Here is a 12,731-nt window from a genome sequence, read left to right on the forward strand (position 1 = left end):
AATGAAGTTCCTATCAGTTGCAGCTATCTCAGCTCTAGCAGCGGTCTCACTTACCGGTTGTGCCGCAGGCGCACCAGAGGGTGACGGCAAAGTTACAATCTTCGGCGGATACGGTGAAGCGGATGCCAAGGCATTCCAGGCTTCTCTAGACGAGTTCGGTGCAGCAAACGGCATCGAGATCACCTTCACCTCTCTTGCATCATTCGACAAAGACATCAAGGTAAAGATCGAAGCTGGCCAGGAGCCAGACATCGCTCTTTGGCCACAGCCAGGTGGTCTTAAGGACCTTGCTGCAGACAACCTAGTTCCTCTAAAGGACGTAGTTGACGTAGCAGCAATCTCAAAGACTCTTGTTCCTGGTTGGGACACTCTTGCAGTTGTTGACGGTGACGTTTACGGTTTGCCAGTTTCAGCAAACATGAAGTCAATGGTTTTCTACAACCCAGCAGAATTCACCAAGCACGGCTACGCAGTTCCTACTACTGAGGCAGAGCTTGTAGCACTTGAGGCAAAGATCCAGGCTGACAAGGCTGGCTACCCATGGTGTGCAGGTATCGAATCTGGTGGCGCAACTGGTTGGGCATTCACCGACTGGATGGAACAGTACGTTCTTGACACCCTTGGTGGCGAAAAGTACGCACAGTGGGTTGCTGGAGACATCGACTTCGCTTCACCTGAGATCACCGCAGCTGCTGACCTAGTTGCAAAGCGCTTGCTTGCTCCTGGTCAGGTTAACGGTGGCGGCGCTTCAATGGCTACCGATGGTTTCGGTAACACCGCACCTCTATTCGAGACCGGTGGCCAGGCCAAGGGTCAGTGTTTCATGCTTCGCCAGGGTTCATTCATCACTGGTTTCTTCCCTGACAACATCAAGGCAGAGCTAGATGCACAGGACTACACCCACGCTGACGCATTCCCACTTCCTGCACCTGAGGGCGCAACTCAGGCTGTTCTTGGTGGCGGTGACCTAGCTGCTGTATTCGCTGGTCACGTTGACGCAGATGTCAAGAAGGTTGCTGAGTTCATCTACAGCACCAAGGTTGGCGAGAAGATGGTTTCTACTGGTGTTATCTCTCCACACAACGACTTCGACGTTGCTCTGTACCCGAACGCTCTAAACAAGAAGATCGGTGAGGCTATGGCCGGCGCTGCTCTATTCGGTTTCGATGGTTCAGACCAGATGCCTTCAGAAGTTAACGCTGAGTTCTGGGCTGCAGGCACAGACTTTGTTGCTGGTAAGGCAACATGGGCTGAAGCTGCTGCTCGCATCGACTCAAAGTACTAAAACTGAACAAAGCTTTCTAGCAATAGAAAGTTATTGAGAAGTAACGCTGGCGGGGGCATTTGCCTCCGCCAGTGTTTTCTCTCAGAACTACACTTTGAACCATCGCAATAACGAAAACGGAGTATGGCATGAGCGACATTATTGTTGGCATCGTTGCAATCATCTTGGGTGTTGCCGGTAGCTGGGCAATTTATTGGCTACTAGATTTCTTGGTTCGACTGCTCCCGGTTAAAACGCAAGAGAAGTTGAGAGCAATCTCCTTCTTGCTGCCAGCAGCGGTGCTGCTGATCGTAGTTTCGGTTCTTCCGTTTTTTCAAACCATCGCTTGGTCGTTCTTCGACAAGCGCGCAAAGAACTTCGTTGGCTTTGAGAACTACGCCACGCTGTTCACCGATTCAAACTTTCTCGGCATTTTGCTTAACAACTTTTTGTGGGTTGCGTTTGTGCCTGCAATCACAGTGGGCTTCGGATTGGTCTTCGCGAACCTAGCCAACAACGTTGGCCCTAAGCGCGAAAAGATCATGAAGTCATTGATCTTCATGCCGATGTCAATTAGCTTTGTGGCCGCCGGAACAATCTGGGGCTACCTATACGACTATCCGCCTCCGGGCCGCCCTCAGGTTGGTTTGCTCAACGCAGTTGTTGAAGCAGCCGGCGGCACCGCGCAGCCTTGGCTTTCAATCGACTCTGGTCGACTAAACAGCTTCTTGCTGATGATCGTCGTTATCTGGCTAAACGCTGGATTCTCTATGGTTATGTTGTCTGCAGCCATCAAGGCGGTTCCAGAGGAGACCATCGAGGCGGCGCGCATCGACGGCGCAGGCCCTCTGAAAATTTTTATCAGCGTGATTGTTCCGCAAATTCGCGGCACCATCATGTCGGTGTTTATCACCACCGTTATCGGTGTGATGAAGGTCTTCGACGTAGTGCTTGCGATGACTGGCGGTAACTTCAACACCAGCGTGCTTGGCTACGAGTACTACCGACTTTTCTTCGTCGAGTCCAACATCGGTGGCTCTGCTGCCGTTGTCACAATCTTGTGTGTTTTGATTGCTCCGCTTATGTGGTTGCAAATTAAAACCGCTCGTCACCAGGAGGAAATCCGATGAACAAGTTCTTTGCAGTTATTCGCAACTGGCGCTTGGGTTCAACGATCACTCTTGCGGTGCTAGTTGTTATTTGGTCGATGCCAACCGTAGGTTTGCTAGTCACTTCATTGCGTGACCGCGATGAAGCGGCGGCAACCGGCTGGTGGGAAGCGGTATTCAATCCGTTTGGTCAGATTTGGTCGCTCGACTCCTTCAATAAGGCAGTCGAAGGCGGAATGCTTGACTCGCTGCTCTACACGTTAGTGATCAGTATCCCGGCGACAATCTTGCCTTTGGTAATTGCAGCTAACGCAGCATATGCATTCACCTTTATTGAGTTCAAGGGCCGCGAAATCATGTTCGCAAGCTTGGTTGCTCTCATGGTCTTGCCTTTGCAGTCAGCGCTGATTCCTGTTCTAAAGGGAATGGTTTGGCTAAAGAAGACCTTCGGCATCGAGTTGGTGGGCAACTTTGCCTCCGCCTGGATCGTGCACGCGGCGTTCGCGTTGCCATTGGCGATTTACATCCTGAGAAACTTCATGATGACCTTGCCAGTTTCGCTCATTGAAGCAGCACGCATCGATGGCGCTAGCTACTACCAAATCTTCTGGAAGCTAATCATCCCGATGTCGGTTCCAGCGATTGCATCGTTTGCGATCTTCCAGTTCCTTTGGGTTTGGAACGACTATTTGATTGCCTTCATCTTCGTTGGCGAACAAAAGTCGGTAATGACCTATAAGTTGCTTCGGCTTTTGGGTCAATACGGAGATGGTTGGCAAACCGTTGCAGCCGGCTCATTCATCTCGCTGGTTATTCCAGTAATTGTTTTCTTTGCTTTGCAGCGCTTCTTCGTTCGCGGACTAACCGCAGGTGCGGTGAAGTAAAGCAGCCAAGCTTCAAACGAACAAGGCGGTTGCCGGGGTCAAAAGGCTCTAGCAACCGCCTTTCTCGTATGATTAGAGGTAAATCCTCGCAAGTGCAGGCCAGTTAGGCCTCGTTCTAATAAGGCCCCTTTTATGACTCCTGCAGACTTATCTGCCGCAATCGTGCGCATCCTTGCTGCCTTGCAAGCTGATGGCAAGCTTGGCCCTGCAGATTTGCCTGCCGAAGTGGTCATCGAGCGCCCCAAAAACCGTGAACACGGCGACTGGGCTACAAACTGCGCAATGCAGCTTTCTGGCAAATTTGGCACCAACCCTCGCGCGTTTGCCGAGCTGTTGGCTGCGCCGCTGGCTCAGGTAGCCGGCGTTAAAAAGGTAGACATTGCGGGCCCTGGTTTTATTAACATCACTTTGGATGCCGCCGCGGCTGGCGAACTGGCAAAGAGCATCGTTGAAGCAGGCGAAAGCTTTGGCCGTGGCACCGACCTTGCCGGCGTCAAACTAAATCTTGAATTCGTTTCTGCAAACCCAACCGGCCCAATTCACATGGGTGGCACTCGCTGGGCTGCAGTGGGCGACTCGCTGGCTCGCGTTTTTGCGGCACAGGGCGCAGAAGTCACTCGTGAGTACTACTTCAACGATCACGGTGCTCAGATTGATCGCTTTGCTCGTTCATTGTTGGCCAGGGCGCGCGGCGAAGCTGCACCTGAAGACGGCTACGGCGGCGCCTACATTCAAGAAATTGCCGACCGTGTTTTGGCCGAAACCGCCGCCGACCTATTGGCTCTTCCAGAAGCCGAGGCTCAAGAGGCATTCCGCGCAGCCGGCGTTGAATTGATGTTCCAGGAAATTCGCGAATCGCTGCACGACTTTGGCGTGGACTTCGACGTTTATTTTCACGAGAACTCGCTTTATGAATCTGGCGCGGTTGAAAAAGCAATCAATCGATTGCGCGAACTGGGTCACATCTTTGAAGAAGATGGCGCTATTTGGTTGCGCTCAACCACCTTTGGTGACGACCGCGACCGCGTAATCATCAAGAGCGATGGCGAAGCTGCCTACATCGCGGGTGACATCGCCTATTACCTAGACAAGCGTGAGCGCGGTTTTGACCAGTGCATCTACATGCTTGGTGCCGACCACCACGGATACGTGCCGCGCATGATGGCTTTGTGTGCAGCGTTTGGCGATCAACCTGGTTTGAATCTTGAAATTCTTATTGGTCAGATGGTGAATCTAGTTCAAAACGGTGAGCCGGTTCGCATGTCAAAACGTGCGGGCACAGTGGTGACCATGGAAGACCTAGTTTCAGTAGTTGGTGTCGATGCAGCTCGATATGCACTTGCGCGCTCTTCAATCAACTCGCAACTAGACATCGATCTTGAGCAATTGCAAAAGAAGACCAACGACAATCCAGTGTTCTACGTGCAATATGCACACGCGCGCACTGCACAGGTTGCTAAGAACGCGGCGAGCCTCGGCGTTGACCGCAGCGAGTTTGATCCGAGCTTGCTAACTCACGCAACCGAGTCTGAGCTGCTGGCCAAGCTAATTGAATTGCCTCGAGTAATGGCTCATGCAGCAGAGTTCCGTGAGCCGCACCGTGTTGCTCGCTATGTAGAAGAAGTTGCTGGCGCCTACCACCGTTGGTATGACGCCTGCCGCGTCACTCCGTTGGCCGAAACTCCGGTTGAAACCGTGCACCGCACCCGCCTGTGGCTAAACGACGCCGCCGGGGTAGTGCTTCGCAATGGTTTGGCCGTGCTTGGTGTTAGCGCACCGGAGAGGATGTAATCGTGTCAAATCCGCTTGCACCTAATTGGTTGAACCAACCGGCAGACGTGAACGCCGTTGATGAAAAAGTTTGGCCGCGTCACACCAAGCGTCGCGCTACCGGCGAACTTGAGATTGCTGGCGTTGCGGTTAGCGAACTAACCACTCAGTTCGGCACACCTCTTTATGTAATCGACGAGGATGATTTTCGCGCGCGTGCTACCGCTGCCCGAAACGCGCTAACCGATGCTGCAAAGAAAATTGGCACTGAAGCCAAGGTCTACTACGCGAGCAAGGCATTCCTTTCAACCGAGATTGTTGGCTGGATCGACGAACTTGGTTTGAACATTGACGTTGCATCTGGTGGCGAACTTGCTGCTGCCCTTGCTGGCGGCATCGATGCCAACCGCATCGGCTTGCACGGCAACAACAAATCGCTTTTTGAAATCGGTCGTGCTGTGACCGCAGGCGTTGGCGCTATCGTCATCGATTCAGAAATCGAGATCGAGCGCATTGCATCGGCGGCCGGCGCACAAGACAAAGTGCAGGGAGTTCGCCTGCGTGTTAACACAGGCGTGCACGCCAACACTCACGACTTTTTGGCTACTGCACGTGAAGACCAAAAGTTTGGCATCGCACTTGCCGATGCAGCTGCTTTGGTTGCAAAAATCCGTTCGCACTCTCACTTGAAGTTTTTGGGATTACACCAGCACGTTGGCTCGCAAATTTATGCCGTTGAAGGTTTTGTTGAATCAACCAAGCGACTAATTGAATTGCACGCCCAACTATTGGCCGGCGGAGAAATTCCTGAGATCAACCTTGGTGGCGGCTTTGGCATCAACTACAAGCCAGGCGACAAGGCTCCAAACATCGGATACTTTGCCGACGCCATCACTGCGATCGTCGCCGAGGAATGTGCCAAGCACAAAATCTCAGTGCCGAAGCTGGCCTTCGAGCCTGGTCGATTCATCGCCGGCAACCCTGGCATCACGCTTTATAACGTGGGCACGATTAAAGAAGTAAAGGTCACCGACGGAGCCAGCCCAGCGGTTCGCAAATATGTTTCGGTTGATGGCGGCATGAGCGACAACGCCCGCCCGGCCTTATACGAAGCGGAATATCACACTCTTTTGGCCTCTCGCAGCAGTGATGCGGCCCCAGCTTTGTCGCGTGTAGTTGGCAAGCACTGTGAAAGTGGCGATATTGTTGTACGCAATGACTATCTGCCTGCAGATGTTCAGCCAAATGATCTTCTAGCGGTAGCTGCCACCGGCGCCTATTGCTACTCGCTGTCGAGCAATTACAACTTCTTGACACGACCGCCAGTGGTTGCAGTGCGCAACGGCCAGGCGCGATTGATTATCCGCGGTGAAACAGAAGCAGATTTGTTCAGCAGAGATTTGAAGTACCAGGCAACACAAAAGAATGAGAAGAGTTAACTGATGGAAGAATATCGTCCGCTGCGCGTTGCGTTGCTGGGTGCCGGTTCAGTAGGTTCTCAAGTTGCGCGCTTGCTAATCGAAAATAAGGCCGAACTTGCTGCCCGTGTTGGCGCCGAGCTTGAACTAGTTGGCATTGCCGTGCGTGACATCAACTCACCTCGCAATGCAGGCGTGCCTCGTGAATTGCTAACCACCGACGCCGAGCCACTCATTTTGGGTGCTGACATCGTGGTTGAAGTTATGGGTGGCATTGAGCCAGCCCGCACTTACATTCTTCAGGCTTTGAACTCTGGCTCAGATGTGGTCACTGCCAACAAGGCGCTGTTGGCAAGTCACGGCACCGAGTTGTTTGATGCAGCCGAGCAGGTTGGCGCGCAGCTTTATTTCGAAGCAGCAGTTGCCGGTGCAATTCCGATCATCCGCCCGCTTCGCGAATCTCTAGCCGGTGACAAGGTCAACCGCATCATGGGAATTGTGAACGGAACCACAAACTACATTCTTGACCGCATGGACACCACCGGTGCTTCATTCGAGTCTGCATTGGCTGAGGCAACTGCACTTGGTTATGCAGAGGCAGACCCAACCGCAGACATCGAAGCTTTTGACGCTGCACAGAAGGCTGCAATTCTTGCTTACCTTGCTTTCCACACCGAGGTGCCACTAGACAAGGTTTACCGCGAAGGCATCACCAAGATCACCGCTCAGCAGATGGCTGCTGCTCAGCGCGATGGTTATGTAATTAAGTTGCTTGCAATTTGTGAGCGCGTTCCTGCGGATGAAAACGGTGAGTCAGGCGTTTCAGTTCGCGTGCACCCTGCGCTGATTGAGCGCGAGCACCCACTTGCTGCTGTGCACGGTGCGTTTAACGCTGTGTTCGTTGAGGCAGAATCTGCCGGCCAACTTATGTTCTACGGTGCTGGCGCCGGTGGAGTGCAGACCGCATCCGCAGTTTTGGGTGACCTAGTATCTGCTGCCAAGCGTCACGTTGCCGGTGGCCCTGGTCTTGCTGACTCAGTGCACGCCAACTTGCCAATCTTGCCGATTGACCGTGCCTACACTCGCTACCAAATCACACTTGAGGTCACCGACCAGCCGGGTGTGCTTGCCAAGGTTGCAAACATTTTTGCCGACCACCAGGTCTCAATCGAAACCGTTGAGCAAGCGGTTCGTGAAAAAGACGGCAGCATGCGCCCAACCGCTTACCTTGAGGTTGGCACACACGAGGCCACCGAAGCATCGCTTCGTGCAGTGGTCGAATCTCTTGCAGAAAGCGACAGCGTTGCATCTATTACTTCAGTCATTCGAGTAGAAGGAATCTAATGGCCCACCAATGGCGCGGAGTTATCCGCGAATATTTCGACCGTCTAGACATCACCGCGGATAACCCGGTGATCACCCTTGGTGAAGGTGGCACGCCTTTGGTTGAGGCTCCTGCACTTGCCAAGTTGGTTGGCGCCGAGCGCGTGCTGCTAAAGGTTGAGGGCATGAACCCAACCGGTTCATTCAAAGACCGCGGCATGACCATGGCGGTTTCAAAAGCTGTAGGTCACGGTGCGCAGGCAGTTATTGCTGCATCTACCGGAAACACTTCAGCTTCAGCTGCAGCCTATGCCGCAGCGGCCGGAATTCAGTCAGTGGTTTTGGTGCCAAAGGGCAAAATTTCACTTGGAAAGCTAAGTCAGGCCGTTGCTCACAAGGCCCAGATTCTGCAGGTTAAAGGCAACTTCGATGACTGCCTCGACTTGGCTCGCGATCTAGCGGCAAACTACCCAGTGCACCTAGTGAACTCGGTTAACCCAGACCGCATCGAAGGTCAGAAGACCGGCGCATTCGAAGTTGTTGACGCACTTGGTTTCGCACCTGACTTTCACGTGCTGCCAGTTGGCAACGCCGGAAACTACACCGCTTATTCAAAGGGCTACGCCGAAGATCTAACCGCTGGTCGCATCAAGGCATTGCCAAAGATGTGGGGTTTCCAGGCTGAGGGTTCAGCTCCGTTTACATTCGGCAACCCGGTTAAGAAGCCTGACACCATTGCAACTGCAATTCGCATTGGCAACCCAGCTTCATATGACCTTGCTCTTGCCGCTCGTGAATCAACCGGTGGTCAATTTGGTTATGCGTCTGACAAAGAAATTCTTTGGATGCACCGCTTCTTGTCACAAGAAGTTGGCGTGTTTGTTGAACCGTCATCGGCAACCGGTGCAGCTGGTTTGTTCAAGCACTCAAAACTTGGTGAAGTTCCTGCCGGTTCAACCATCGTTGTCACTGTGACTGGTCACGGTTTGAAAGACCCGATGTGGGCCCTTAAGACCGAGAGCGGCAAAGACATCAAACCTCAAGCCGTTGCCAACAAGGTTGAAGCCGTAGCCGAGCGCTTGGGTCTGGTTAAAAACAGCTAATGACTTCACTCATCGGTCGCAAAGTTACGGTGCGGGTTCCGGCAACGTCGGCAAACCTTGGCCCAGGCTTTGACACTCTAGGAATGGCTCTGTCTTACTACGACGAGCTAGAAGTAGAGGCCGTGGCCAGTGAAGGCGCATTCGTTGAAGTGCACGGTGAAGGCGCGGGGGATGTGCCAACCGACGCTAGCAACTTGGTAGTGCAGTCAATCGCATTCACTTTTAAGAAGTTTGGTCAGACCTTGCCGGGGTTGAAGCTGACTGCTCACAACATCATTCCTCACGGCCGTGGCATGGGTTCATCTGGTGCCGCAGTAGTTTCTGGAATCGTTGCAGCCAAGGGTTTGCTCGACGGCATCGTTGAAATTCACGATCAAGATTTGCTCAACATAGCCACCGAACTTGAAGGTCACCCAGACAACGTTGCTCCCGCACTATTCGGTGGCTTGACCATCGCCTGGGAAGACGAGTCTGGCCCACACCACAAGAAGCTCTTTGTGCACCGTGGTGTTTCACCGCTTGAGCTGGTTCCAAGCCACAAGATGTCAACCGCCTTGGCTCGCTCACTTCAGCCAGATTCAGTGCCTCACGATGACGCCGTTTTTAACGTTTCTCGTTCGGCTCTTTTGATTGCCGCACTGACACAAAGCCCAGAACTGTTGCTTGCTGCAACCGAAGACCGTTTGCACCAGGATTACCGCGCCGCGGCCATGCCGGAGACCGATGCCATTGTGAAGCTGATGCGCGAGCACGGCCACGCAGCGGTGGTTTCAGGTGCTGGCCCATCGGTGTTGGTTCTGGCCAGCGACCCTGCAGAACGCCTAGAAGCCGCCAAACTAGCCGAGACACACTATCCGCAGTGGAAGGCATTGCTGTTGGCGGTCGACTTCAAAGGTGCTACTGTAGTACTGCATCGATAGGCCGCTTCGCGGTCGGGCTTCACAAAAAGCCTTTTGATGAAATCCTCGCAACACACTTGCGATTCACTCGCGGCAAGGCCGCGTTTAGCTGCGAAATCTAAGAATCACTTAGGCGCAGAATTACTCAAGAAAGAGCAATCAAAAAACATGGATGAAATCCAGGAAACCACAACTCCAGTGCGCAAGAGCCGCCGAGTTGTAGCAGAAGCAGCAGCTCCAGCGCCAATCTCAGATGACGCAACTGCTGCCAAAAAGACTCCTCGCACTCGTGCACCAAAGGCAGAAGCAGCGTCAAGCGAAACTGCAGCGCCAGCAAGCGAAAGCAAATCAAACGACTCAGGTTCAAGCGACTCAGGTTCTAGCGAGTCGGGCGAACGCTCAGAGCGTTCAGGCAACAACCGCAACCGCAACCGCAATCGCAACCGCAACCGCGATAACTCGCAATCAAACAACTCAGACCGCGATGGCGACCAGGGTGACAGCGCTCCTCGTGAAAACGCAGCGCGCGACAACTCAACCCGCGACAACGACTCACGCAACGAGCGCGACTTCAACGACGAGCGCCGCAACGGCAACAGCCGCAACCGCAACCGTGGCCGCGGCGACCGCAACGACCGCTACCGTGACCGCGACCGCCGAGGCGGCCGTGGCGGCAACGGCAACTCGATGGACGAAATCGAACCAGAAATTTCTCCGGATGATGTTCTAGTTCCAGTAGCTGGAATCTTGGACGTTCTCGACAACTATGCATTCGTTCGCACCAGCGGTTACCTGCCTGGTCCAAACGATGTTTACGTTTCACTTGGTCAGGTAAAGAAGTACAACCTGCGCAAGGGTGACGCTGTAGTTGGTGCAATTCGCCAGCCTCGCGATGGCGAAGGCCAGGGTCGTCAAAAGTTCAACGCAATCGTTCGCATTGACTCAATCAACGGCTTGACCGTTGAGCAGGCTGCAACTCGCGTTGAGTTTGGCAAGCTAACTCCGCTTTACCCACAGACTCGTTTGCGTCTTGAGACTGAGCCAAACAAACTAAGCACTCGAATCATCGACTTGGTTTCACCAATCGGTAAGGGTCAGCGTGGATTGATCGTTTCACCACCAAAGGCCGGTAAGACCTTGGTGCTTCAGGCAATTGCAAACTCAATTGCTCAGAACAACCCAGAGGTTCACCTAATGGTTGTTCTGGTAGACGAGCGCCCTGAAGAAGTTACCGACATGCAGCGCACAGTTAAGGGTGAAGTTATCGCTTCAACCTTCGACCGCCCTGCTGAAGACCACACCACCGTAGCCGAGTTGGCAATTGAGCGCGCAAAGCGTTTGGTTGAGCTTGGTCACGACGTTGTTGTGTTGCTTGACTCAATTACTCGTCTTGGCCGCGCTTACAACTTGAGCGCTCCAGCATCTGGCCGAATTCTTTCTGGTGGTGTTGACTCATCAGCGCTTTACCCACCAAAGCGATTCTTCGGTGCTGCCCGCAACATCGAAGACGGTGGCTCGCTAACCATCTTGGCAACCGCTCTTGTAGAGACCGGTTCAAAGATGGACGAAGTTATCTTCGAAGAGTTCAAGGGAACCGGAAACATGGAGCTTCGCTTGTCACGTCAGCTGGCTGACAAGCGCATCTTCCCTGCGGTTGACGTAAACGCTTCTGGTACTCGTCGTGAAGAAATTCTGATGAACCCAGACGAGACCAAAATTGTTTGGAAGCTTCGCCGCGCACTTGCCGGACTTGAGCAGCAGCAGGCTCTCGAGCTTGTGCTTAGCCGCTTGAAAGAAACTTCAAGCAACGTTGAGTTCTTGATGCAGGTTCAGAAGTCAATGCCAGTTCCAACTGGTTCAGACTCGGAGTAATAATTGCTCGAATCGGTTCAACCGCTACTTGCTGAATACACCGAACTTCAGGGCAAGCTCTCTGATTCGGAGTTGCACAGCAACCCAGCGCTAGCTAAGAAACTCAACCGCCGCTATGCGGAGTTGGGTGCAATTGTTGCTGCTTATAACCAAGTGGTTTCGCTTAACGAAGATCTGAAGGCCGCTAAAGAGTTGGCCAAAGAAGATGAGATGTTTGCCGAAGAGGCAACCCTCACCGAAGAGCGTTTGGTTGCAGCCAACGAAAAGCTTCGCCGCCTATTGATTCCTCGCGACCCGGATGACGGCCGCGATGTAATTATGGAAATCAAGGCCGGTGAAGGTGGCGCTGAATCTGCGCTGTTCGCAGCCGACCTGTTGCGCATGTACATTCAGTACGCCAACTCAAAGGGTTGGAAGACCGAAATTCTTGACAAGAACGAGTCTGACCTTGGCGGCATTAAAGACATTCAGTTGGCCATCAAAGGTAACTCAACTGACCCAGCACAGGGTGTTCACGCTCACTTGAAATATGAAGGTGGTGTGCACCGCGTTCAGCGCGTGCCGGCAACCGAAACTCAAGGTCGCATTCACACATCCGCAGCTGGTGTTTTGGTTTTTCCAGAAGTTGATGAGCCAGAAGAAGTTGAAATTAGCCAGAACGATTTGCGCATCGACGTTTACCGTTCATCGGGCCCAGGTGGTCAGTCGGTTAACACCACCGACTCAGCGGTTCGAATCACTCACTTGCCAACCGGCATCACGGTTGCAATGCAGAATGAAAAGTCACAGCTGCAGAACCGTGAAGCCGCCATGCGTGTGCTTCGTGCGCGCATCTTGGCTGCCCAGCAAGAGGCAATAGAGGCAGAGCAGTCTGCTGCTCGCAAGTCTCAGGTGAAGTCGGTTGACCGTTCAGAGCGCATTCGCACTTACAACTTTCCAGAAAACCGAATTGCAGATCACCGCACCGGATACAAGTCATACAACCTTGATGCCGTGATGGATGGCGCGCTTGAGCCTGTGATTCAGTCGGCAATTGCCATGGATGAAGAAGCTCGTCTAGCCGCAATCGGAAACGAACCAAAGTAAGAA

10 protein-coding genes are annotated in these 12,731 nt (G+C 53.2%); all 10 read left to right on the forward strand.

The window, feature by feature from the left end; all coding sequences use genetic code 11:
• The first annotated feature begins 1 nt into the window (after position 1).
• The 10 genes from Q0L28_RS01830 to prfA all read left to right on the forward strand — a co-directional run bounded on the left by Q0L28_RS01830 (position 2) and on the right by prfA (position 12,728).
• Positions 2-1,285: an ABC transporter substrate-binding protein gene (locus Q0L28_RS01830; protein ID WP_296630790.1), complete on the forward strand. Its 1,284-nt coding sequence runs from the start codon at positions 2-4 to the stop codon at positions 1,283-1,285.
• Positions 1,286-1,413: 128 nt separating this feature from the next.
• Positions 1,414-2,394, forward strand: a complete 981-nt coding sequence (locus Q0L28_RS01835) for a sugar ABC transporter permease (protein ID WP_296630793.1) — start codon at positions 1,414-1,416, stop codon at positions 2,392-2,394.
• Positions 2,391-3,257 (forward strand): carbohydrate ABC transporter permease, encoded by an 867-nt coding sequence (locus Q0L28_RS01840; RefSeq protein ID WP_296630795.1) that lies wholly within the window; start codon positions 2,391-2,393, stop codon positions 3,255-3,257. Before Q0L28_RS01835 ends, Q0L28_RS01840 begins: the two co-directional genes overlap by 4 nt.
• A gap of 132 nt (positions 3,258-3,389) precedes the next feature.
• The gene (gene argS, locus Q0L28_RS01845) at positions 3,390-5,048 is read left to right on the forward strand and encodes an arginine--tRNA ligase (protein WP_296630797.1); all 1,659 of its coding nucleotides are present in this window, start codon (positions 3,390-3,392) and stop codon (positions 5,046-5,048) included.
• On the forward strand, positions 5,048-6,466 hold the full coding sequence (lysA, locus tag Q0L28_RS01850) for a diaminopimelate decarboxylase (protein ID WP_296630903.1): 1,419 nt from the start codon (positions 5,048-5,050) through the stop codon (positions 6,464-6,466). The genes argS and lysA overlap by 1 nt, the downstream gene beginning before the upstream one ends.
• Positions 6,467-6,469: 3 nt before the next feature.
• A complete protein-coding gene (locus tag Q0L28_RS01855) occupies positions 6,470-7,789 on the forward strand; it encodes a homoserine dehydrogenase (protein WP_296630800.1) in 1,320 nt (439 codons plus the stop codon).
• Positions 7,789-8,871, forward strand: coding sequence for a threonine synthase (thrC, locus tag Q0L28_RS01860; RefSeq protein WP_296630803.1), 1,083 nt, complete (start codon positions 7,789-7,791; stop codon positions 8,869-8,871). Before Q0L28_RS01855 ends, thrC begins: the two co-directional genes overlap by 1 nt.
• Positions 8,871-9,791 (forward strand): homoserine kinase, encoded by a 921-nt coding sequence (gene thrB / locus Q0L28_RS01865; protein WP_296630806.1) that lies wholly within the window; start codon positions 8,871-8,873, stop codon positions 9,789-9,791. The genes thrC and thrB overlap by 1 nt, the downstream gene beginning before the upstream one ends.
• Before the next feature lie 147 nt (positions 9,792-9,938).
• Complete coding sequence (gene rho, locus Q0L28_RS01870; protein WP_296630809.1) at positions 9,939-11,642, forward strand: transcription termination factor Rho; 1,704 nt, start codon at positions 9,939-9,941, stop codon at positions 11,640-11,642.
• A gap of 3 nt (positions 11,643-11,645) precedes the next feature.
• Entirely contained in the window at positions 11,646-12,728 is a 1,083-nt protein-coding gene (prfA, locus tag Q0L28_RS01875) for a peptide chain release factor 1 (protein ID WP_296630812.1), read from the forward strand.
• The last annotated feature ends 3 nt before the right edge of the window (positions 12,729-12,731 follow it).

Source organism: Rhodoluna sp. (assembly GCF_024639375.1).
In the GTDB taxonomy this organism is placed as follows: domain Bacteria; phylum Actinomycetota; class Actinomycetes; order Actinomycetales; family Microbacteriaceae; genus Rhodoluna.

Bases quoted from the DNA above. Each gene is read 5' to 3' on its own strand.
- Q0L28_RS01840 (WP_296630795.1), top strand. From the start codon at position 2,391: ATGAACAAGTTCTTTGCAGTTATTCGCAACTGGCGCTTGGGTTCAACG.
- Q0L28_RS01855 (WP_296630800.1), top strand. From the start codon at position 6,470: ATGGAAGAATATCGTCCGCTGCGCGTTGCGTTGCTGGGTGCCGGTTCA.
- thrC (WP_296630803.1), top strand. From the start codon at position 7,789: ATGGCCCACCAATGGCGCGGAGTTATCCGCGAATATTTCGACCGTCTA.
- Q0L28_RS01830 (WP_296630790.1), top strand. From the start codon at position 2: ATGAAGTTCCTATCAGTTGCAGCTATCTCAGCTCTAGCAGCGGTCTCA.
- thrB (WP_296630806.1), top strand. From the start codon at position 8,871: ATGACTTCACTCATCGGTCGCAAAGTTACGGTGCGGGTTCCGGCAACG.
- rho (WP_296630809.1), top strand. From the start codon at position 9,939: ATGGATGAAATCCAGGAAACCACAACTCCAGTGCGCAAGAGCCGCCGA.
- argS (WP_296630797.1), top strand. From the start codon at position 3,390: ATGACTCCTGCAGACTTATCTGCCGCAATCGTGCGCATCCTTGCTGCC.
- Q0L28_RS01835 (WP_296630793.1), top strand. From the start codon at position 1,414: ATGAGCGACATTATTGTTGGCATCGTTGCAATCATCTTGGGTGTTGCC.